Here is a 21,531-nt window from a genome sequence, read left to right on the forward strand (position 1 = left end):
GCGGGGTGGAGCAGCTTGGTAGCTCGTCGGGCTCATAACCCGAAGGTCGTCGGTTCAAATCCGGCCCCCGCAACCAAATACAAGACGATAGATTGAGTACTTATTTAGTATACAATTGTTAAGTCGTCTACGGATGCGCCGCTTGATTCAACGCCTGCTTCTCGCAACCAATCACATCGCTCTTTTCATAATGCTGCGAAGCATGAATCCCCAAAAGCTAAACTTTTATCCGCATCATATGATGTCGGACGATTTCGTTTGTGTTTAAAACACGATATGAATCGGCTGACGTACAAGTATGATGAGGCTTCGCGTGTTTTATCTACTTTAATTAACAGAGTTATCCACATACGTCGTTCTGTGGATAAGTTGGTTGATAAAGTGTTTTTAGCTTGACTTTTTATGATGGGGAAGAAAGATCTTTTCTCTAAAGTGAAGTGGAAACAACAAAGAAATATCAATTAAATCTTTGTTATATAAAGAAAAAATAAGTTTTTTGTCGGATCGAGTACGTTAAAATACGATCATTAACTGGTATTTTTTTGATCCTAGTCATTTCTCCGAGCTGTGTTTAACTTTTTTCTGCTAGCTTGTTTTTCTTGAATCTCAAATTTTTTTCCACATTACAAAATTGAGAACAAGGTCATGAATTGAACATGCAAAAGTACTTTCAATCTCTTGCATATAGACTACGCTCTATGCGTCTCTCGGCAGTCCCTTCTCGACTATCCTTATTAAGCGTTGCTTTTTCGTCTCTATAGATGAATTACTCTCAGTGGGGAGTTGATTCAGTTGCTCTGTCAAAGCCCATTTAATGTGCTCATCAAGTAATTTATTTTCACCTTGCCGACTTTCCAGCGCATCTATGATTCGCTGACTATATTCTGCATTACCAAGTGCGACAGCGATGTTACGTAGCCACTGTATATGACCAATACGACGGATAGCGGAGCCTTCCATATTTTTTAGAAAAGTCGCTTCATCCCAGTTAAACATGTCGACGAGGTCAGGGTTTTTGAAACTGTCACGACGGTGGAAATCATCTTGCTCCGTTATGTCGGCGTAGCGGTTCCATGGGCAAACCAATTGACAGTCGTCACAACCATAAATGCGGTTACCCATTGGCTTTCGAAACTCTTCAGGAATCACGCCATCGAACTCGATGGTGAGATAAGAGATACAACGCCTGGCATCGACAACTTTGTCTTCAACGATGGCTTGTGTTGGGCATGATGTAATGCATGCTTTGCATTTACCGCACTGATCAACGCTTGGCTCATCTACGGGTAGTGGTAAGTCGATAAGTAGTTCACCTAAAAAGAACCACGATCCACAGTCTTGATCTAAAATCAGGGAATGTTTCCCGGTCCAACCTAAGCCCGCTTTTTGGGCGAGAGGTCGCTCTAATATTGGTGCGGAATCAACGAAAGGTCGGTAACCATATTGACCAACCTCTTGTTCAATAAGTTTGCCGAGCTTATTTAGCTGCTTTCTGACGAGCTTGTGATAATCACGCCCTAGTGCGTAGCGGCTAATATAGGCATGACTTTTATTCGCGAGGTTTGAAGCGAATTGAGCCTCTGGTGGCAGATAGTCCATCCGGACGCTGATAACACGAACGGTTCCCGGGAGTAGCTCATGGGGTCTAGCACGCATCATGCCGTGACGAGCCATCCAATCCATTGAGCCATGATAGCCTGCATCAAGCCATTTTTGTAGTGCTGCTTCATGTTCACTCAGATCAACGTCGCAGATCCCAACTTTTTGGAAGCCGAGTTCTTTTCCCCAAACTTTGATTTGTTGTGCGAGTTGTTCGTAGTTCATGTTAACCACCGGAATAAAGGGGGGCGGATCTTAACGGATCTCTGGCTTTGGTGCTACCCAGTTAGGTACGTTTTTGATGTTGTGAATACTGCTTATTGAAGTCATTTGCATATATTCTAAATCTAGGTCGATACTAAGATGATTAAGATACCGTTTATTGGATACTTTTTTCGCACATATGACATTTGAAAGCTTGTCTCTCAAAACCAACACGGTTTACTATTCCTGTTCTTTTGATTTTTATATAGTCAACGATCATTAGTTAGAGAAGCATCAATGAGCACGAAACAATTCAATTTAAAAGATGAGCATGAAACGGTTGCACTAGGCACCGCTCTGGCTCAGCTTTGTTCCCAGCAAACCACAATTTATCTGCATGGTGATTTGGGTGCAGGTAAAACAACCTTTAGTCGTGGTTTTGTCCGTGCTCTTGGTCATCAAGGTAACGTGAAAAGTCCAACTTATACTCTAGTCGAACCGTACCAGTTGGATCAGTGGCAAGTATATCACTTCGACCTTTATCGTCTTGCGGATCCTGAAGAGCTTGAGTTTATGGGGATTCGAGACTATTTCACAGACGATGCGATTTGCTTGGTTGAATGGCCTGAAAAAGGGCATGGCTTACTGCCACAACCGGATCTTGATGTAAACATTCGCTACCAAGGTGAGCAACGTGTAGCCGAACTAACAGCTAATAATGATTATGGTGTGCAGTTACTCAGTCGATTGGAGCTATGTTGAGTTTTTCAAATTTTAGAGTGGTGGCGACGTTTGTCGCCACTTTTCTCCTTCTCATCCCCAATTTAGCATTTGCTAACGTCGTTAAGAGTTTTCGAGTTTGGCCTTCACCTGATGAAACGCGTGTTGTCATCGATTTAGGCTCGGAAGCTGACTATTCCTATTTCTCTTTATCAGGGCCGGATCGCCTTGTCGTGGATTTAAAAAGCACGACGATGCAGGCCAAACTACCTGTTACTGTTACGGATAGCCCTGTTTTAAAACTGGTACGAAAAAGCTCGCCTCCAGAGAAGGGCACTTATCGTTTGGTGTTTGAACTAAAAAAGAGCGTTCAAGCGGAGTTATTTAAATTAAGCCCAACACCAGGTGGGCAGTATGGTCACCGCTTGGTGATTGATTTACCGCACGGTAAGAAGGCATCGACCTCTAAACCGAGTAAGCCAGCTGCGGCCAGCAAAGACATGAGCTCAGTTCAACGAGCTCAAGAAGTGTTAATTGTTATCGACCCTGGTCACGGTGGGGAAGACCCAGGCTCTATTGGCCCTTCACGTCGTAAGTACGAGAAAGATGCGGTATTGAGTATCTCAAGAAAAATTGCTGCTCAGCTCGATGCGACTCCTGGTATTAAAACGCGCATGACTCGTACGGGAGATTACTTTGTAAACTTAAACCGTCGTGTCGCGATTGCTCGTGAAAATGATGCACACTTACTGATCTCCATTCACGCTGATGCGTTTACCTCACCGAAGCCTCGCGGTGGTTCGGTCTTCGTACTAAATACTCGTCGTGCAAATACCGAAATTGCTCGTTGGGTCGAGAACCATGAGAAACAGTCTGAGTTATTGGGCGGCTCGGGTAATGCGTTCTTCACGAAGACAAAAGATCGTAATGTGAACCAAACTTTGCTGGACTTGCAGTTTAGTCACTCACAAAAAGAAGGCTATAAACTGGCAACAGAAATCCTAGGTGAGATGGGACGTGTTGCGCACCTGCATAACACCAAACCGATCAACACCAGCCTTGCGGTTTTACGCTCTCCACAGATTCCGTCTGTGCTAGTGGAAACGGGCTTTATTTCTAACCCAACAGAAGAGCGTTTACTGTTTCAACGAGCGCACCAAGATAAGTTAGCTCAGGCTATCACTAAGGCGGTCGTCAAGTACTTAAAAGATAACCCACCAGAGGGTACGGTGTTCTCGCCTTCAGCGAAGCCAATGGTACATATTGTAAAGCGTGGCGAGTCATTATCGGTGATCGCGAACAAATATGGGCTTAGCTCTAAAGCGCTGATGTCGGCAAACAACTTGAAGTCGACAGGCTTGGCAATTGGTCAGAAGCTCAACATTCCTTCTGCTGGTACGATTAAAGTGCCAAGTAAACCGATTACTGTTGAGACAGAAACCATTACGCACAAGGTTAAGTCTGGTGAGTTCTTAGGTAAGATTGCGAATCACTATAAAGTGAAGGTTTCAGATATCCGCCGAGAGAATAACTTGAAGTCAGATACCTTGTGGGTAGGGCAAAAGTTGAAGATAACGGTCGCGGTAAAAGATAAACCGATTCGTAAGCACAAGGTTTCTCGGGGTGAGTTCCTTGGCAAAATAGCGTCCAAATACGGCGTTAGCGTATCGAGCATTCGTAAAGCGAATAACTTACGCTCTGATCAGCTAGCGGTTGGGCAAGTCCTGATCATTCCAAACAAGTAGGTGAGCTTCTAACTCATTATGACGATTAAAATTTTGCCAGCCAGACTTGCAAACCAAATCGCCGCAGGGGAAGTGGTCGAAAGACCTGCTTCTGTGATTAAAGAGCTGGTTGAAAATAGTCTTGATTCTGGCGCAACTCGAATCGATATCGATATCGAGAAAGGAGGCGCAAAGCTGATTCGTGTTCGTGATAACGGAAAAGGTATCGCGAAAGATGAACTCGGCTTAGCGCTCAGTCGTCATGCGACATCTAAGATACATACCTTAGATGATCTCGAAGCCATTATGAGTCTAGGTTTTCGCGGTGAAGCGTTAGCCAGTATTAGCTCAGTCTCGCGTTTGACGCTCACGTCGCGTCCTGCGGCACAAGAAGAAGCCTGGAGTGCCTACTCCGAAGGGCGTGATATGCAGGTGAAGCTTAAGCCAGCAGCTCACCCGATTGGCACTACCGTTGAGGTGTTGGACTTATTTTTTAATACTCCAGCGCGTCGCAAGTTTCTTCGTACGGAGAAAACCGAATTTGCTCATATTGATGAGTTATTGAAACGCATTGCGTTAAGCCGCTTTGATGTCACCATCAATGTGCGTCATAACGGCAAGATCATCCGTCAATATCGCGCGGCGAAAAATCAGCTTCAAACCGAAAAGCGTATTGCTGCTGTCTGCGGTAATGCGTTTGTGCGGCATATGCTCAGAATCGAGCTTGAGCATCAAGGGTTAAAGTTACATGGGTGGATTACCACACCAGAGGGAGCAAGGCAGCAAAGCGATTTACAATATTGCTATGTGAATGGCCGAATGATGCGTGACAAATTAATCAATCACGCGATTCGTCAAAGCTATGAAATGAGCTTAAAGCCAGATCAGTTTGCTGCGTATGTGCTCTTTATTGAGCTAGATCCGCACCAAGTAGATGTGAATGTTCACCCTGCTAAGCATGAAGTGCGTTTCCACCAAGCTCGTTTGGTGCATGATTTCATCTATCAAGCTTTGACGGATGCACTTTCACAAAGCGCTGTGATTGATAAACCACAGGTGAATGAATCGGCATTTCATCGCGTGGAACCGACTGAATCCGAAGAGATTGAGCATTCGCCAGAGCCTGAAAAAGTACAAGAGCCAGCATCTTCACCAGTACCAGAGCGGGTTTATCAAGCGATAGAGAGTACACCGGCTTATCCTGGACGCAGTGATTATGAAGTGAAGCCTCGTAATAGCGGTCCTAGTGAAACCTCCGTGCGAGAGGCGCGCGTAGTGGAGTCATTCAAACGTAATGATTGGGTGGAATCCAAACCTGCACCAAAGCCAAGTCACAGTAAAGAGCGCCACGTAGAACCAGCGCCAACTAAACAAGAAGTACGCGCTTATCACGAGCTGTTGAAAACGCTAGAGTTTGAGGCTCAGGCAGTCACTCCAATAGCGCCCCAAACGATAACTTCGCACACATCAATGCCATCGATTACTGCATTAGGCAAAGCGCTGATGGTGGTCGATGAACAATTTGTTTTGATGAGCAGTGACAGTGGGGCGGCGTTAGTCTCGTTACCTAGAGCAGAATTTTATCGTGTAAAAGGCCAGCTTTCTCCAAGCGATGGTGCACTCAAGGCACAACCTCTGCTTGTTCCTCTATCTATTAAGTTAGAGGCCGAATTAGTGAGACTGGCCCAAGATTATCAACAAGATTTGGCATTGCTTGGTATTCAATTGAAAGCGAGAAACGAGCACGCCTTAATGGTGATGGGCGTCCCAGCTCCGCTGCGTCAACAAAACTTACAAAATTTAGTACCAGATCTGTTATCTTACGCGCAATCTTGTGTGAACGAAGGTATAGCAGCGGCTCAGATGCTGTCTGAGTTGATAGATTGGCTCGCATTACAGGTCACGACAGTGAAGAGTCACTATACTTTTTCTGAAGCCATTCAAATTATTGCGGAACTTGAACAGCTAAGACATGGTCAATTGCCATTAGAAGATACAAAATTCGTATCCGCTGTTGATTTCTCTGCCACGATAGCCAAATTAAAACCATGACAGATAAACTACCTTTGGCGCTATTTTTAATGGGGCCAACTGCATCAGGCAAAACTGAGCTGGCGATTCGTCTTCGTCAAAAATTTCCGATTGAGATCATCAGTGTTGATTCTGCTTTGATCTACAAAGGGATGGATATCGGTACGGCGAAACCGGATGAAAAAGAGTTAAGTTTGGCGCCTCATCGCTTGATAGATATTTTGGATCCAAGTGAATCTTACTCTGTCGCCGACTTTCGTCGAGATGCATTGAAAGCGATGGATGATATTGTTGCAGAAGGAAAAATTCCACTTCTTGTGGGTGGAACAATGCTGTATTACAAGGCGTTACTTGAAGGTTTATCACCACTTCCTGCTGCAAATCCTGAAATTCGTCAGCAAATTGAACAAGAGGCATTGACTAAAGGTTGGTCAGTGTTGCACGATGAACTCAAAGAGGTTGATCCTGTGTCAGCCGCGAGAATCCATCCCAATGATCCCCAACGTTTATCTCGGGCATTGGAAGTTTTTCGCATTTCAGGTAAAACTTTGACTGAATTGACTCAAACGAAAGGTGAAAGCCTACCATACCGAGTCAAGCAGTTTGCAATAGCTCCCAAGGATAGGGCAGAGCTTCACCGTCGGATTGAACTCCGTTTCGAGAAGATGATGGAAGCGGGCTTTGAAGAAGAAATGAAAGCGTTACATTCGCGAAAAGATCTTCACCCCGATCTTCCTTCCATACGATGCGTCGGTTACCGACAGATGTGGGAGTATTTAGATGGGGAGTGTACACGTGACGAAGCGGTATTTCGTGGCGTATGCGCGACTCGTCAATTGGCCAAGCGTCAAATCACCTGGTTACGCAGCTGGGATGATTTAACTTGGTTGGATAGCGAGAACATTGAACAGGCATTAGAAACGATGTCGGAAGCAATAGCATCTGATTGACATAGCTGTGTATAATGTGATCGTTTTTGCGTGAACGCACTCTCAAAGGATCTGTTGTTGGCGGTTTTTATACTATGCTGCTAATTACTTAGAGTGCATTTTTGATTCGTTTAGCTCAGATGCAAAAGCCGTATCTTTTGCATTGCACCACTAGCTAAATAATTACAACTACAAATTAAATAAGGAAAATAAAAATGGCTAAGGGGCAATCTCTACAAGACCCATTTCTAAACGCGCTACGTCGTGAGCGTATCCCGGTATCTATCTACCTTGTGAATGGTATTAAACTACAAGGTCAGATCGAATCATTCGATCAATTTGTGATCCTGCTGAAGAATACTGTTAACCAAATGGTGTACAAGCACGCGATCTCAACAGTTGTGCCGGCTCGTCCAGTGAGCCATCACAGCGGTGAACGTCCACAAGGTGAGCGTCCACAAGAGAAATCTGAAGATTAATTCTTCATCGAGTATTTTTAAAATAAGGAGTTGATTGCTTGTTTGACCGTTATGAATCCGGTGAGCGAGCCGTACTTGTTCATATCAACTTCACGCAAGAAGGTGAATGGGAAGATCTGGCTGAGTTCGAAATGCTGGTTTCTTCTGCTGGGGTAGAGGCGCTACAAGTGGTAACTGGTAGTCGTCAATCCCCACACCCGAAATACTATGTCGGAGAGGGTAAGGCCCAAGAGATTGCTACAGCGGTACAATCAACTGGTGCCGAAATTGTGATTTTTAATCACGCCCTCTCTCCTGCCCAAGAACGTAACCTCGAAGCACTGTGCCAATGTCGAGTTCTCGACCGCACTGGTCTTATTCTCGATATCTTTGCTCAACGAGCTCGAACACACGAAGGTAAGCTACAGGTAGAGCTGGCTCAACTTCGTCATATCTCTACTCGTTTGATTCGTGGTTGGACACACCTTGAAAGGCAGAAAGGTGGTATCGGTTTACGTGGCCCGGGTGAAACCCAGCTGGAAACCGACCGTCGCTTATTGCGTGACAGAATCAAAGCCATCCTGCGACGCTTAGACAAAGTAGCGAAGCAGCGTGAACAAGGGCGCCGCGCCCGAAATCGAGCTGAAATCCCAACGGTTTCACTTGTGGGTTACACCAACGCGGGTAAGTCGACACTCTTCAACCGTATTACAGAAGCTGGCGTGTACGCGGCTGATCAATTATTTGCTACTTTGGACCCGACTTTACGTAAGATAGAGTTAGCAGATGTTGGTCCTGCCATCTTGGCAGACACGGTTGGTTTTATTCGACATTTGCCACACGACTTGGTTGCGGCCTTCAAGGCAACCTTGCAGGAAACGCAAGAAGCTGACATTTTGTTACATGTTGTTGATGCCAGTGATGAGCGTTTTCGTGAGAATATTCAAGCTGTTCATGAAGTACTAGAAGAGATCGACGCGCATGAAGTGCCGACTCTGGTTGTCATGAACAAAATCGACAATCTAGATTCGCAGAAACCACGTATAGAACGAGACGAGGAAGGCGTACCTCGCGCAGTTTGGGTTTCAGCAATGGATGGGTTGGGCATTGATGTCCTGTTTGAGGCGCTGACGGAACGTCTGGCGTCACAAATGGTCGAGCATCAGTTGCGAATTCCTCCACAGTATCAAGGACGATTCCGTAGTACCTTCTTCCAAATGAAGTGTATTCAACGTGAGGAATATGACCAGGATGGTAACTTGTTGATCGATATTCGAATGCAGCAAGTAGATTGGTCTAGACTTGAAAAAAGAGAAGGGGCAGTTTTGACTGGCTTTATAGTCACTTAAAGGACTGCTACAGTATAACGTCATATCAAATGATGGAGCTTTCTAATGGCGTGGAATGAGCCTGGAAATAACAACGGCAACAATGGCCGCGATAATGACCCTTGGGGTAATAATAATCGTGGTGGCCAGCGTCCTGGTGGCCGAGATCAAGGTCCGCCAGATTTAGATGAAGTGTTCAACAAACTGAGTCAAAAGCTGGGCGGCAAGTTTGGTAAAAAAGGCGGCGGTGGTTCTCCAATCGGCGGCGGTGGTGGTAGTGCAATTGGCTTTGGCGTGATTGCTCTGATTGCTGTTGCAGTTTGGTTCTTCGCTGGTTTTTACACCATCGGTGAAGCAGAGCGTGGTGTTGTACTGCGTTTAGGTAAATACGATCGTATCGTAGACCCAGGTCTTAACTGGCGTCCTCGCTTTATTGATGAGTACGAAGCGGTAAACGTACAAGCGATTCGTTCACTACGTGCATCTGGTCTAATGCTGACCAAAGATGAAAACGTTGTAACAGTTGCGATGGATGTGCAGTACCGAGTGACTGACCCATACAAATACTTGTACCGTGTAACCAATGCAGACGACAGCTTGCGTCAAGCAACGGATTCTGCACTACGTGCAGTAATTGGTGACTCATTGATGGATAGCATTCTAACCAGTGGTCGTCAGCAAATTCGTCAAACTACGCAAGAAACACTGAACCAAATCATTGATAGCTATGATATGGGTCTGGTACTTGTTGATGTGAACTTCCAGTCTGCTCGTCCACCAGAGCAAGTGAAAGATGCGTTTGATGATGCAATCGCAGCACGTGAGGATGAAGAGCGTTTCATTCGTGAAGCTGAAGCATACAAGAACGAAATCTTGCCTAAGGCAACGGGTCGAGCAGAGCGTTTGAAGAAAGAAGCACAAGGTTACAATGAGCGTGTCACTAACGAGGCTCTTGGTCAGGTAGCACAGTTCGAAAAACTATTACCAGAATACCAAGCAGCGCCTGGTGTAACGCGTGATCGTCTGTACATTGACGCAATGGAAGAGGTGTACTCAAGTACTTCGAAAGTGTTGATTGACTCGGAATCAAGCGGCAATCTTCTTTACCTTCCAATTGATAAGTTGGCGGGACAAGAGGGTAAAGCAGATACCAAACGTAAATCGAAGTCATCTTCAACCTATGATCAAATTCAACTTGAGTCTGATCGTACACAAGAAGACACTTCGAACTCGCAGTCTCGTTCAACAGGTTCACGTCAAGGGAGATACTAAGAATGCGTAAGTTAATGATCCCTGTACTGGTAATCGCACTGGCATTAATGTTGATGTCTTTGTTTGTGATTCCTGAAGGTGAGCGCGGTATCGTGGTTCGATTTGGTCGTGTCTTGAAAGACAACAACGACATCACTCGAATTTACGAGCCTGGTCTGCATTTCAAGATGCCTTTGTTTGACCGTGTGAAACAACTTGATGCACGTATCCAAACAATGGATGGCCGTGCAGACCGTTTCGTAACGTCTGAGAAAAAAGACGTTATCATTGATACCTACGTGAAGTGGCGTATTGAAGATTTTGGTCGCTACTACCTCGCGACAGGCGGTGGTAACTCGCTAACGGCAGAGGCACTACTTGAGCGTAAAGTGACGGACGTGCTTCGTTCTGAAATCGGTGCTCGTGAAATCAAACAGATCGTATCTGGTCCACGTAACGATGATGTGCTACCAGAAGACGCAAGTGCCGATGTTGTCGCAACTGAAGCGGCTCGTGAGGCGCTTGAGATTGATGGTGAACGCGACCTAATCATGTCTGAAGTATTGAAAGACACGCGTGAAAGCGCAATGAAAGACTTGGGTGTTCGTGTCGTTGATTTCCGAATGAAGAAAATCAACCTGCCTGATGAAATCAGTGAGTCTATCTACCGTCGTATGCGTGCGGAGCGTGAGTCCGTTGCTCGTAAGCACCGTTCTCAAGGTCGTGAAAAAGCGGAAGTTATTCGTGCTCAAGCAGAACTAGAAGTAGCAACTATTCTAGCTGAAGCTGATAAAACTGCGCGTGTGACACGAGGTGAGGCGGATGCTGAAGCTGCGAAGATTTATGCTGAAGCGTACAACAAAGACCCTGAGTTCTTTAGCTTCCTACGCTCGCTACGTGCGTATGAGAAGTCCTTCAGCTCTAAGAGCGATATTCTGGTGCTTGATCCGAAGAGTGAGTTCTTCCAATACATGAACCAGTCGAAGGGCAGCATGGAGAAATAATCTCCGCTTCTCATTGAAATAAAAGGCTCCTTAGGGAGCCTTTTTTGTATCTGATGCTAAGTGCTAGCTCATCATGATGGCGATTACGGCTCCAGCAACTACTAGGCAGCCACCGATGCGTCGTAGCTGATTGTTGGGTTGTTCACTTAATTGAGCCACCATATTCCGCCAACCGTTAGGAGCAATCAGTGGCCCAATGCCTTCCACGATCAAGACGAGCCCAATCGCCAACCATATGGATTCAGACATAGCGCTTTCCAGTCGAATAGAGAAAGCTAAATACTATCAGTGATATGCTGATTTCAAAATGAACAAAGCGGCAAGATGACATTCTGGTAGCAACTCTGTGAACAAAAAATGACTGCAAGAAGCGTGATTCGGTGCTAGAATCCATTTTTAACTAGCAATCAGACTTGGAAAGATGGGAAATAACGTAGTCGTTCTAGGCACCCAATGGGGTGACGAAGGTAAAGGTAAAATCGTAGACCTTTTAACTGAAGATGCAAAATACGTGGTACGCTACCAAGGCGGTCACAACGCAGGTCACACTCTCGTAATTGACGGTGAAAAAACCGTTCTTCACTTAATTCCATCAGGTATCCTTCGCGATAACGTAAAATGTGTTATCGGTAACGGTGTTGTACTATCACCTGAAGCTCTACTTAAAGAAATGAAGCCTCTTGAAGAGCGCGGTATTCCAGTACGCGAGCGTCTTTTCATTTCTGAAGCATGTCCGCTAATTCTTCCTTACCACGTTGCAATGGACCAAGCTCGCGAAATCGCTCGCGGTAAAAAAGCTATCGGTACTACTGGTCGTGGTATCGGTCCAGCATACGAAGATAAAGTTGCTCGTCGCGGTCTACGCGTTGGCGACCTATTCGATATGGCGACTTTCGCAGAGAAGCTAAAAGAAGTCATGGAGTTCCATAACTTCCAACTAGTTAACTTCTACAAAGCGGAACCAGTAAGCTACGAAGAAGTACTTGAGCAAGCGAAAGGCTACGCTGAACTACTAACGTCAATGGTTATCGACGTAACTGACGAACTAGACGCAGCACGTAAGCGCGGCGACAAGATCATGTTCGAAGGTGCACAAGGTACACTACTTGATATCGACCACGGTACTTACCCGTACGTAACGTCTTCTAACACGACTGCTGGTGGTGTTGCTGCAGGTTCTGGTTTTGGTCCTCGTCACATCGGTTACATCTTGGGTATCGCAAAAGCGTACTGTACTCGCGTTGGTGCTGGTCCATTCCCGACTGAACTATACGACGGTTTAGATAAGCAAGATCCAATTGGTAAGCACTTAGGTGAAGTTGGCCACGAGTTCGGTGCGACAACTGGTCGTCTACGTCGTACAGGTTGGTTCGATGCTGTTGCTATGCGTCGTGCAATCCAAATCAACTCTGTATCTGGTTTCTGTCTAACTAAACTAGACGTACTAGATGGTCTAGAAGAGCTAAAAATCTGTACTGGTTACAAGATGGAAGATGGCTCTGTGCTAGAAGTTTCTCCGATGGCTGCTGAAGCATTCGAAAAAGCAACGCCAATCTACGAAACAATGCCTGGTTGGTCTGAGAACACATTTGGTGCTAAGTCACTAGATGCTCTACCACAAGCCGCTCTTGACTACATCAAGCGTATTGAAGAGCTAACTGGCGTTCCAGTAGACATCATCTCTACAGGTCCTGACCGTAACGAAACTATCATCAAAGTTCACCCATTCGAAGCTTAATTGATAGCCGTTAAAGATTGCAAAAGCCGACCTTCTGGTCGGCTTTTTTGTATCTGAACAAAAACAGCGTGACTCTCATATGGCAAGCTTTTGCCGCTGAGCCTAAATCAGAGGCAAAAATTGTCTAAAGCTTAGCTGTTTTTTGCCGATAAGGTTATCAAGCAGAGGAGATCCTTCACCGATCTTTGGTTTCTTAGATACCTTAAGGGTACGTTTATGAAGTTACGAACAGTGGCTGCTTCACTGTTGTTGACCTTGGTTGCTACCACAGTGAAAGCCAATGTTGCTGATGTGGGGGCACCAGTTCCGATCTATACCGAAGCAGAGCTGATAAAGCTTATTGAGCAAAATAAGCACTTACAACGTGTGCGCGCTGATAACTGCCAGCTGGTGGAGGATATCGTAGCTCGTGCGACTCGAATTAACTTACCCGCTTATGAATTTCTGTACGGAGATATGTTGGCTTGGGGGGTGTGTGTCGAGCAAGATGTCGAACTGGGTCTTTACTACATCGAAAATGCAGCGCATCAGGGGTTACCAGCTGCACTAGAGCAGATTGGCCGATACTATTCGCGTGGCACTTTAGTACAGCAAGATAAAGAACGTGCAATTCCATATTTGCGAGAAGCTGCGTCAATGGGAAACCTAAACGCGCGTATTCATCTGGCCGAGTTGCTTTTACGTGATTATGGCAGTCCACTCGATTACGAAGATGCGTATCGTTGGTTATATAACTCTGTCACAGCAGATAAGCGGCAGCATAAGCGCATAACTGTATTGAGAAACGGCCTTGAACAGCGCATGCCACAAAACGTTATTGCTCGAGCTAAACGGCGAGACACCTTTTGGTAACGCTTCAATATTGCAAACAACTTCATACAACAAAGCCCACGTCACGTGGGCTTTGTTGTTTTCCCGATAGTTGGTAGCGCTTAAACCACTTTGTGTGGACCGAAGCATTCGTAATGGAATTGCTCTTCTGGTACGCCAAGTTCTAATAGCTGTTTCGCTACGTGCTGCATAAATCCTACAGGACCACAGAAGTATACCTGCACGTTATCTTGCTTTAATGCAGCTTCAATTTCATACAGATTGACAAAGCCCGTGAAGTGGAAGTCTTCGCCTAGCTTGTCTTCTGCCGTTGGTTGGTTATACCAAACGAGCGCGTTCATATTTTCTTTTTCTGCAACGAGTTGGTTTACGTGTTGCTTGAAAGCATGCTGTTGGCCATTTTCTGTTGCATGAACCCAAGTTACAGGTGCTTGATGTGCTGAGAGACTTTCTAGCATTGACAGCGTTGGAGTAAGTCCCACACCAGCAGAAATTAGAACAACGGGTGTTTGTGGTTCGGCATCCATAAAGAAATCACCGGCAGGGGCCGCAAGCTGCACTTTTTCGCCAATGTTCAGGCTATCGTGCAGGTAGTTCGACACTTTTCCGCCTTCTTCACGTTTTACTGAGATACGGTAGGTGTTCTCTTGGACCGCAGAAGACAGGCTATATTGGCGAATTTCTTGGTTTTCTAACTGGTCACTGTTGATGTAGATGCCAAGGTATTGTCCCGGTTTATACGGCGCCACTTTTTGGCCATCGGTTGGCTTGAACACAAAGCTGCAAATGTGTTCGCTCTCAATCTTTTTATCGACTAATTCAAATTCGCGTAGACCGCGCCAGCCGCCTTCCAAAGCTTCATTTTGTTGGTAAATTTGTTCTTCGCGCTGAATAAATACATTCGCAAGTACGCCGTAAGCCTCAGCCCAAGCATCCAACACTTCTTGACCTGGATTAAAAAGCTCATCGATTGTCGCAAGTAAATGCTTACCAACGATTTGGTACTGATCTTCTGTGATCAAAAAGCTCGTGTGCTTATGCGCAATTTTCTCTACTGCGCCAAGCAGAGCTGGCAAATTTTCAATATTGGCAGCATAGGCACAGATAGCGTTGAATAATGCTTCACGCTGATCGCCGTTACGCTGGTTACTCATGTTAAAAATATCTTTCAACTCAGGGTTATGAGTAAACATACGCTCGTAAAAGTGCGCGGTCAGTTTTGGTCCTGTTTCGGCGATGAGTGGTGCGGTCGCTTTGACGATCTCGATAGTTTGATTGCTGAGCATAAGGGCTTCCTACTTTAAGTTGTATTTATAATGCATGTTTAAAGTTGTATCTCAAATGTATCTTTCGATCAAGAAAAGATTTACACTTTTATCGATAGCTCAAGTTTGGGGTTTTAGCATCACCAGCGGGTTATTGAGTCGCACTTTGGGAGAGAATATGCAGTTAACTAGTTTCACTGATTATGCGTTGAGAACCTTAATTTTCTTGGCTTCGTTGCCGGAAGATGAGTTAACCAGCATTACCGAAGTGACGGATTTATTTGGTGTGTCGCGCAACCATATGGTTAAAGTTATCAATCGGTTAGGGCAGTTGGGTTATGTCCATACCGTGCGCGGAAAAAACGGTGGTATCCGGCTGATGAAGCCAGCGTCTGAAATCACAGTCGGTGGTGTTGTGCGCGATTTAGAGCCGTTAGATTTAGTCAACTGTGGTGTGGATTTTTGCCATATTACCCCTGCTTGCCGCCTCAAAGATAAATTGGCGAAAGCAAAAAGTGCCTTTCTGGCGGAGTTGGATGACTGCACGATTGAATCCTTGCTCAGTGACAATTCTGAACTTTTGATCTTGCTGGCTCGTCCTTAACTCATTTGCATGCCTAGAGTCGATCTCGATCATTCTTTTTTCAAAGCAATTCTGTAGCTTATCGAGAGACTCAGATATACTAGCCATATACCTTCCTTGCTAGATAGGCGTGCCTATGTCAGACAATATTCCAAACGATCCTTTTGCAGATCGTGAATCCAAAAATTACGAAAATCCAATTCCAAGCCGAGAGTTTATCATCGAGTTTCTAGAGCAAGCGGGCGTTCCAATGAATCGTAACGACTTGTTTGAGGCACTAAAGCTTGAGGGCGAAGAGCAATACGAAGGGTTGCGTCGTCGGCTACGTGCGATGGAGCGAGATGGCCAACTGGTGTTTACCCGCCGTCAGTGCTATGCATTGCCTGAAAAACTTGAAATGGTGAAAGGTTACGTGATTGGTCATCGTGATGGCCATGGTTGGGTACGTCCAGAAGGCAGCGTCGGCAAGGATGATGATATTCTGTTACCGCACCATCAGATGAAGAACATCATCCACGGTGATTTTGTCTTAGTGCAACCGACAGACAACAGCAAGCGCGGCCGCCGTGAAGGACGTTTGGTGCGTGTGCTAGAGGAGCGCAATGATCAAATCGTTGGTCGTTTCTTCCTTGAATATGGATACTCCTATGTTGTCCCAGATGACTCGCGTATCAGCCAAGATATCCTGATCCCAAATGAGCACAAAGCGGGTGCACGCATGGGTAACGTAGTCGTAATTGAAATTACTGATCGTGGCTCACGCTCACGCGGCATGATGGGTAAAGTGGTTGAAGTCCTTGGTGAAAACATGGCACCAGGTATGGAAACACAAATTGCGATTCGTACACACCAAATCCCTCACGAATGGCCAGAAGCCGTCGATAAACAAATCGAAAACTTAGGCGAAGAAGTACCAGAAGAAGCCAAAGTTGGTCGTGTGGATCTACGTGATTTGCCACTAGTGACCATTGACGGCGAAGACGCACGAGACTTTGATGATGCCGTTTACTGTGAAAAGAACAAAGAAGGTGGTTGGCGTTTATGGGTAGCGATTGCTGACGTCAGTTACTACGTTCGTCCTGACTCTGCGTTGGACAAAGAAGCGATAAATCGTGGTAACTCAGTATATTTCCCGTCGCAAGTTGTGCCGATGTTGCCAGAAGTACTATCGAACGGCCTATGTTCGCTCAACCCGCAAGTAGATCGCTTGTGTATGGTGTGCGAAATGACCATTTCCGATACAGGTAAGCTGTCTGGTTACAAGCATTACGAGGCGGTGATGAACTCGCACGCTCGTCTCACATATAGCAAAGTGAGCGCGATTCTAGAAGGGGATGAAGAACTACGTGAGCGCTACCAGCCGCTTGTTTCTCATCTAGAAGAGTTGCACAAGATGTACAAAGTGCTGAAAGAAGCACGAGATCAACGCGGTGCAATCGAATTTGAAACCGTTGAAACCAAATTTATTTTCAATGCGGAACGTAAAATCGAAAGCATTGAGCCAGTAATTCGTAATGACGCGCATAAGATCATCGAAGAATGTATGATTTTAGCCAACATTGCTTCGGCATCGCTGGTAGAAAAAGCGAAAGAGCCCGCGCTTTATCGTATCCACGAATCTCCAGGTGAATTACGCCTGCAAGGTTTCCGTGACTTCTTAAGTGAACTTGGTCTTGAGCTAAAAGGTGGTTTAGAGCCTTCACCAACGGACTATGCTGATCTCGCACGTCAAATCTCCGGGCGTCAAGATCAAGAGTTGATTCAGACCATGCTGCTACGCTCAATGAAGCAAGCGGTATACAACGCAGATAACGCGGGGCACTTTGGGTTGGCATTGAAACGCTATGCGCACTTTACGTCGCCAATTCGTCGTTACCCTGACTTGTTACTTCACCGTGCAATCAAGTATCTGATTGCTAAAGAAGAAGGTCGTAATCAAGATCGCTGGACACCAACAGGTGGCTATCATTACTCGTTTGACGACATGGATTTTTACGGCGAACAATGTTCGATGACAGAGCGCCGTGCTGATGATGCAACACGTGATGTTGCGGATTGGCTAAAGTGTGAATATATGCAAGACCACGTCGGTGACGAACTAGACGGTGTTATTGCTAATGTCACTAGCTTTGGCTTCTTTGTACGTTTAACGGATTTGCACATCGATGGTTTGGTACATATTTCTACCCTTGCGAACGACTACTATCAATTTGACCCGATTGGTCAACGACTTATTGGTGAAAGTTTCGGTAACATCTACCGCTTAGGTGATGCAGTAAAAGTAAAAGTACTGGCTGTTAACCTCGATGATAAGCAAATTGACTTTGAATTGGTCGAAACAAGTCGTAAGCTACGCGGCGAAGGTAAGACTGCGAAGAAACGCGCAGCGGAAGCAAAACGCAAAGCGAAAGATAAAAAACGCGCTGCGACTCGCTCTTCATCGAAAGAAGGTGGCGCGGCTCGTGCAGTTCCTGCGATAGAGCCAACTAAACGCCCAGAAGAAACGGGTGCAACGAGTAAGCGTAATGGCCCAAAACGTGGTGACGCCGAAGGCAACGAGAAGCCTAAAGTGAAAAAAGCACGTAAAAAGAAGCCGCACAGTAAGCCGAAGAAAACCAAGCGCACTAAAAAAGAAGCGCAGTAGGTTGAAGCGCCAACTTAGTTCAAACTTGGTTGGCGCAGGCAATACGACCAGAACAACAGGTTAAACAATGAGTAACGAATTTATCTACGGCATTCACGCAGTGAAGGCGGTATTGGAGCGCGAACCAGAGCGTTTTATCGAGGCGTACGTTTTAAAAGGTCGTCAAGATGATCGCCTAATGCCAATCCTAAATGATCTTCAGGTTTGTGGTGTTTCTATTCAGCAGATGACACGTAAAACCTTGGATGACAAAGCGCGCGGTGCAAATCACCAAGGCATCATCGCTCGTGTGAAACCAGCGAAGCAGCTGAATGAGAACGATATAGATGACATCCTTGCAAAGCACGAATCACCACTGCTATTAGTGTTAGACGGCGTGACCGATCCACACAATCTTGGTGCGTGTTTACGTAACGCAGATGCGGCAGGTGCTGCGGCGATCATCGTACCGAAAGATCGTTCTGCGCCAATGAATGCGACGGTAAGTAAAGTGGCTTGTGGTGCAGCTGAAGTCGTGCCATTGATCCGAGTGACTAACTTGGCTCGTACTATGCGTACACTGCAAGAGCAAGGTATCTGGTTTGTTGGTACGGCGGGCGAAGCAACGCACGACATCTACCAAGCAAAACTGACTGGACCCCTTGCTATCGTAATGGGGGCAGAAGGTGACGGTATGCGTCGTCTGACTCGTGAAACCTGCGACGATTTGATTAAGATCCCAATGGCTGGTAGCGTTTCAAGCTTGAACGTATCTGTGGCATCCGGCATCTGTTTGTTTGAGGCAGTTCGTCAGCGTATTGCTGCAAAGTAACGACGAAACAAACAGTTACTGCCGAATCAGACATAATGATAAAAACAAAGGATGGGGTGCCATCCTTTGTCGTTTTCACCGATTTATAAATAAAAATCCTCAGGGAAGTTATGACTCAACAAGACATTAAATTCATCGCCTTCGATCTAGATGGCACTTTGCTTGATAGCGTGCCAGATCTAGCTGTCGCGGCAGACCAAGCAGTACAGGCGCTTGGCTTTCCATCGGTTTCAGAAGAACAAGTTCGTGATTACGTGGGTAACGGCGCAGACGTGCTTATTGGTCGCTCATTAAGCCAAAGCCTGACCATCAACCCAGAGCTGAGTGAAGAGCTTCGTGCTAAAGCGCGTGTATTGTTTGATGATTACTACGAGCAAAGCGGTCACAAGCTAAGTCATCTTTACCCAACGGTAAAAGAGACACTAGCAGAGCTGCACAAAGCGGGCTTTGTTATGGCGCTGGTGACCAACAAACCTTCAAAGTTTGTGCCTGACGTTTTGGAAAAGCACGACATCGCAAAATACTTCGTTGATGTCCTTGGCGGTGATGCATTCCCAGAGAAAAAACCAAACCCAGTAGCATTGAACTGGCTAATGGAAAAGCACCAAATCCAACCAAGTGAAATGCTGATGGTTGGCGACTCGAAAAACGACATTCTCGCAGCAAAGAATGCAGGCTGTGCCTCATTTGGTCTGACATATGGTTACAACCACGGTGAACCTATTTCAGCATCAAATCCAGATTTCGTCGCTGACAGTTTGGCAGAATTATTGGACGTTGTAGCGGTTTCTGCATAACGGCTACAAAAGAGCTTCCAAAATACTCGTTAATGAGTACACTGAGTAAACCGTGCACCTATTACTGCACGGTTTTTTTCATTTAATTAGATTAAGAAGTCAAAGGAATCATTCTAATGAGCAAACCCATTGTATTGAGTGGTGTTCAACCTTCAGGTGAACTAAGTATCGGTAACTACTTGGGTGCTCTACGTCAATGGCAGCAGATGCAAGACGATTATGATTGCCAATATTGTGTGGTAGACCTTCACGCGATTACGGTTCGTCAGGACCCTAAAGCGCTGCATGAAGCAACTCTAGACGCACTGGCAATTTGTCTGGCAGTTGGTGTTGACCCGAAGAAGAGCACGCTATTTGTTCAGTCACATGTACCAGAGCATGCTCAATTAGGTTGGCTTCTTAACTGCTACACTCAAATGGGTGAGCTGAGCCGTATGACTCAGTTTAAAGACAAATCGGCACGTTACGCGAATGACGTAAACGTCGGTCTATTTGACTACCCGGTGTTGATGGCGGCTGACATTTTGCTTTACGGTGCACACCAAGTACCTGTAGGCAGTGACCAGAAGCAACATCTAGAATTAGCGCGCGATATCGCAACGCGTTTCAACAATATTTACTCGCCAGAGCAGCCAATCTTCCAAGTTCCAGAGCCTTACATTCCGACAGTAAATGCGCGTGTAATGAGCCTTCAAGACGCAACGAAGAAGATGTCTAAATCTGATGACAACCGTAAGAACGTTATCACGCTGCTGGAAGAGCCTAAGTCGATCCTTAAGAAGATCAACAAAGCGCAAACTGACACAGAAACGCCACCTCGTATCGCTCACGATTGGGACAACAAGGCAGGTATCTCTAACCTAATGGGTCTGTACTCTGCGGCAACAGGTATGAGCTTTGAAGAGATTGAAGCGAAATACCAAGGCGTAGAAATGTATGGCCCATTTAAGAAAGATGTTGGTGAAGCTCTAGTTACTATGCTTGAGCCTATTCAAGCTGAATACCACCGTATCCGTGCTGACCGCGCTTACATGAACGAAGTGATGAAGCAAGGCGCTGAGAAAGCATCGGCACGTGCGGCTGAAACGCTTAAGAAAGCATACGAAGCAGTAGGTTTTGTAGCTCGCCCATAGTCGGCTAAGAACAAATACGAAAAAGCTCCACTTTGGTGGAGCTTTTTTATGCCTGTATTATTGAAATGGCGTGTCTTTCATACAGCGTTCCATGTCGTAATATTCAACACGTCCTCGAGCCCCTAGAAAGGCAGACTTCACAACCATGCCTCTATCAATGAAGTAACTAAGCTGTACGCATGATATATCGTAGCTCAGTTCTTTAATTCTCGCTGGAATCCAGTAGGTTCCTGGCGTTCTTAGACGCTGAGTAAAGGTAATAACACCCTCGTCACTGACTTCTAGCTCTTCAATACCATCCAGTTCATTTTTGGCTGATTCGATGATGTCTTGATTCGCGGTAGGTTGAAGTGGCTCACTGGCGGTCAACTGACACCCCGCTATTAAGCTAAGTAGGGAGAGAGCTAGCACACTGCGTTGAATTTTTTTCATTTGTCGTTCCTGGGTTTACAGCTAATGAGATCTTATTGTCTCGCGCAGG

The 21,531-nt window shown here is 45.8% G+C and carries 19 protein-coding genes; 15 read left to right on the top strand and 4 right to left on the bottom strand.

Features of this window, described 5'->3' with window-relative positions:
• Positions 1 to 696: 696 nt before the first annotated feature.
• On the bottom strand, positions 697 to 1,824 hold the full coding sequence (gene queG, locus R7R24_RS22780; RefSeq protein ID WP_005381370.1) for a tRNA epoxyqueuosine(34) reductase QueG: 1,128 nt from the start codon (positions 1,822 to 1,824) through the stop codon (positions 697 to 699).
• A 276-nt stretch (positions 1,825 to 2,100) separates the two neighbouring features.
• Between queG and tsaE the strand changes: the two genes are divergently transcribed.
• The 8 genes from tsaE to hflC all read left to right on the top strand — a co-directional run bounded on the left by tsaE (position 2,101) and on the right by hflC (position 11,248).
• Positions 2,101 to 2,565 carry a tRNA (adenosine(37)-N6)-threonylcarbamoyltransferase complex ATPase subunit type 1 TsaE gene (tsaE, locus tag R7R24_RS22785; protein ID WP_005381372.1) on the top strand — a complete coding sequence of 155 codons (465 nt, stop codon included), beginning with the start codon at positions 2,101 to 2,103 and terminating at the stop codon, positions 2,563 to 2,565.
• Positions 2,559 to 4,268 (top strand): N-acetylmuramoyl-L-alanine amidase, encoded by a 1,710-nt coding sequence (locus R7R24_RS22790; RefSeq protein WP_005381374.1) that lies wholly within the window; start codon positions 2,559 to 2,561, stop codon positions 4,266 to 4,268. The genes tsaE and R7R24_RS22790 overlap by 7 nt, the downstream gene beginning before the upstream one ends.
• Positions 4,269 to 4,286: 18 nt before the next feature.
• On the top strand, positions 4,287 to 6,299 hold the full coding sequence (gene mutL, locus R7R24_RS22795; protein WP_005381376.1) for a DNA mismatch repair endonuclease MutL: 2,013 nt from the start codon (positions 4,287 to 4,289) through the stop codon (positions 6,297 to 6,299).
• Positions 6,296 to 7,228 carry a tRNA (adenosine(37)-N6)-dimethylallyltransferase MiaA gene (gene miaA, locus R7R24_RS22800; protein WP_005381378.1) on the top strand — a complete coding sequence of 311 codons (933 nt, stop codon included), beginning with the start codon at positions 6,296 to 6,298 and terminating at the stop codon, positions 7,226 to 7,228. Before mutL ends, miaA begins: the two co-directional genes overlap by 4 nt.
• Positions 7,229 to 7,422: 194 nt before the next feature.
• Positions 7,423 to 7,686, top strand: coding sequence for an RNA chaperone Hfq (gene hfq / locus R7R24_RS22805; protein WP_005381379.1), 264 nt, complete (start codon positions 7,423 to 7,425; stop codon positions 7,684 to 7,686).
• Positions 7,687 to 7,724: 38 nt separating this feature from the next.
• Positions 7,725 to 9,014 carry a ribosome rescue GTPase HflX gene (hflX, locus tag R7R24_RS22810; protein ID WP_005381380.1) on the top strand — a complete coding sequence of 430 codons (1,290 nt, stop codon included), beginning with the start codon at positions 7,725 to 7,727 and terminating at the stop codon, positions 9,012 to 9,014.
• 45 nt (positions 9,015 to 9,059) lie between these two features.
• A complete protein-coding gene (gene hflK / locus R7R24_RS22815) occupies positions 9,060 to 10,265 on the top strand; it encodes an FtsH protease activity modulator HflK (RefSeq protein WP_005381381.1) in 1,206 nt (401 codons plus the stop codon).
• A 2-nt stretch (positions 10,266 to 10,267) separates the two neighbouring features.
• A complete protein-coding gene (hflC, locus tag R7R24_RS22820; protein WP_005381382.1) occupies positions 10,268 to 11,248 on the top strand; it encodes a protease modulator HflC in 981 nt (326 codons plus the stop codon).
• A gap of 63 nt (positions 11,249 to 11,311) precedes the next feature.
• On the opposite strand, the gene R7R24_RS22825 is transcribed toward hflC, so the two are convergent.
• Positions 11,312 to 11,497 carry a DUF2065 domain-containing protein gene (locus tag R7R24_RS22825; RefSeq protein WP_005381383.1) on the bottom strand — a complete coding sequence of 62 codons (186 nt, stop codon included), beginning with the start codon at positions 11,495 to 11,497 and terminating at the stop codon, positions 11,312 to 11,314.
• A 172-nt stretch (positions 11,498 to 11,669) separates the two neighbouring features.
• Here R7R24_RS22825 and R7R24_RS22830 point away from each other — a divergent pair, with 172 nt between their 5' ends.
• Positions 11,670 to 12,986, top strand: coding sequence for an adenylosuccinate synthase (locus R7R24_RS22830; protein WP_005381385.1), 1,317 nt, complete (start codon positions 11,670 to 11,672; stop codon positions 12,984 to 12,986).
• A gap of 216 nt (positions 12,987 to 13,202) precedes the next feature.
• Positions 13,203 to 13,838, top strand: a complete 636-nt coding sequence (gene motX / locus R7R24_RS22835) for a flagellar protein MotX (RefSeq protein ID WP_005381388.1) — start codon at positions 13,203 to 13,205, stop codon at positions 13,836 to 13,838.
• 80 nt (positions 13,839 to 13,918) lie between these two features.
• Here the strand turns inward: motX and hmpA are convergent, their stop codons facing one another.
• Positions 13,919 to 15,103: an NO-inducible flavohemoprotein gene (gene hmpA / locus R7R24_RS22840; protein ID WP_005381390.1), complete on the bottom strand. Its 1,185-nt coding sequence runs from the start codon at positions 15,101 to 15,103 to the stop codon at positions 13,919 to 13,921.
• A 157-nt stretch (positions 15,104 to 15,260) separates the two neighbouring features.
• Here hmpA and nsrR point away from each other — a divergent pair, with 157 nt between their 5' ends.
• The 5 genes from nsrR (at position 15,261) to trpS (ending at position 21,050) form a co-directional block, all read left to right on the top strand.
• Entirely contained in the window at positions 15,261 to 15,686 is a 426-nt protein-coding gene (gene nsrR / locus R7R24_RS22845; RefSeq protein ID WP_005381392.1) for a nitric oxide-sensing transcriptional repressor NsrR, read from the top strand.
• A 115-nt stretch (positions 15,687 to 15,801) separates the two neighbouring features.
• Positions 15,802 to 18,309 (top strand): ribonuclease R, encoded by a 2,508-nt coding sequence (gene rnr / locus R7R24_RS22850; RefSeq protein WP_017821742.1) that lies wholly within the window; start codon positions 15,802 to 15,804, stop codon positions 18,307 to 18,309.
• A 67-nt stretch (positions 18,310 to 18,376) separates the two neighbouring features.
• Complete coding sequence (gene rlmB / locus R7R24_RS22855; RefSeq protein WP_025768791.1) at positions 18,377 to 19,120, top strand: 23S rRNA (guanosine(2251)-2'-O)-methyltransferase RlmB; 744 nt, start codon at positions 18,377 to 18,379, stop codon at positions 19,118 to 19,120.
• 110 nt (positions 19,121 to 19,230) lie between these two features.
• Positions 19,231 to 19,917 (top strand): phosphoglycolate phosphatase, encoded by a 687-nt coding sequence (locus R7R24_RS22860; RefSeq protein WP_005382834.1) that lies wholly within the window; start codon positions 19,231 to 19,233, stop codon positions 19,915 to 19,917.
• 116 nt (positions 19,918 to 20,033) lie between these two features.
• Positions 20,034 to 21,050, top strand: a complete 1,017-nt coding sequence (gene trpS, locus R7R24_RS22865) for a tryptophan--tRNA ligase (protein WP_042523630.1) — start codon at positions 20,034 to 20,036, stop codon at positions 21,048 to 21,050.
• A 57-nt stretch (positions 21,051 to 21,107) separates the two neighbouring features.
• Here the strand turns inward: trpS and R7R24_RS22870 are convergent, their stop codons facing one another.
• Positions 21,108 to 21,482, bottom strand: a complete 375-nt coding sequence (locus R7R24_RS22870) for a hypothetical protein (RefSeq protein ID WP_042523632.1) — start codon at positions 21,480 to 21,482, stop codon at positions 21,108 to 21,110.
• Between the last annotated feature and the right edge of the window lie 49 nt (positions 21,483 to 21,531).

It is taken from the genome of Vibrio sp. 704 (genome assembly GCF_033339295.1).

Bases quoted from the DNA above. Each gene is read 5' to 3' on its own strand.
- motX (WP_005381388.1), top strand. From the start codon at position 13,203: ATGAAGTTACGAACAGTGGCTGCTTCACTGTTGTTGACCTTGGTTGCT.
- hfq (WP_005381379.1), top strand. From the start codon at position 7,423: ATGGCTAAGGGGCAATCTCTACAAGACCCATTTCTAAACGCGCTACGT.
- miaA (WP_005381378.1), top strand. From the start codon at position 6,296: ATGACAGATAAACTACCTTTGGCGCTATTTTTAATGGGGCCAACTGCA.
- hflC (WP_005381382.1), top strand. From the start codon at position 10,268: ATGCGTAAGTTAATGATCCCTGTACTGGTAATCGCACTGGCATTAATG.
- nsrR (WP_005381392.1), top strand. From the start codon at position 15,261: ATGCAGTTAACTAGTTTCACTGATTATGCGTTGAGAACCTTAATTTTC.
- mutL (WP_005381376.1), top strand. From the start codon at position 4,287: ATGACGATTAAAATTTTGCCAGCCAGACTTGCAAACCAAATCGCCGCA.
- trpS (WP_042523630.1), top strand. From the start codon at position 20,034: ATGAGCAAACCCATTGTATTGAGTGGTGTTCAACCTTCAGGTGAACTA.
- R7R24_RS22790 (WP_005381374.1), top strand. From the start codon at position 2,559: ATGTTGAGTTTTTCAAATTTTAGAGTGGTGGCGACGTTTGTCGCCACT.
- R7R24_RS22860 (WP_005382834.1), top strand. From the start codon at position 19,231: ATGACTCAACAAGACATTAAATTCATCGCCTTCGATCTAGATGGCACT.
- rnr (WP_017821742.1), top strand. From the start codon at position 15,802: ATGTCAGACAATATTCCAAACGATCCTTTTGCAGATCGTGAATCCAAA.
- queG (WP_005381370.1), bottom strand. From the start codon at position 1,824: ATGAACTACGAACAACTCGCACAACAAATCAAAGTTTGGGGAAAAGAA.
- hmpA (WP_005381390.1), bottom strand. From the start codon at position 15,103: ATGCTCAGCAATCAAACTATCGAGATCGTCAAAGCGACCGCACCACTC.
- R7R24_RS22825 (WP_005381383.1), bottom strand. From the start codon at position 11,497: ATGTCTGAATCCATATGGTTGGCGATTGGGCTCGTCTTGATCGTGGAA.
- tsaE (WP_005381372.1), top strand. From the start codon at position 2,101: ATGAGCACGAAACAATTCAATTTAAAAGATGAGCATGAAACGGTTGCA.
- hflK (WP_005381381.1), top strand. From the start codon at position 9,060: ATGGCGTGGAATGAGCCTGGAAATAACAACGGCAACAATGGCCGCGAT.
- R7R24_RS22830 (WP_005381385.1), top strand. From the start codon at position 11,670: ATGGGAAATAACGTAGTCGTTCTAGGCACCCAATGGGGTGACGAAGGT.
- rlmB (WP_025768791.1), top strand. From the start codon at position 18,377: ATGAGTAACGAATTTATCTACGGCATTCACGCAGTGAAGGCGGTATTG.
- R7R24_RS22870 (WP_042523632.1), bottom strand. From the start codon at position 21,482: ATGAAAAAAATTCAACGCAGTGTGCTAGCTCTCTCCCTACTTAGCTTA.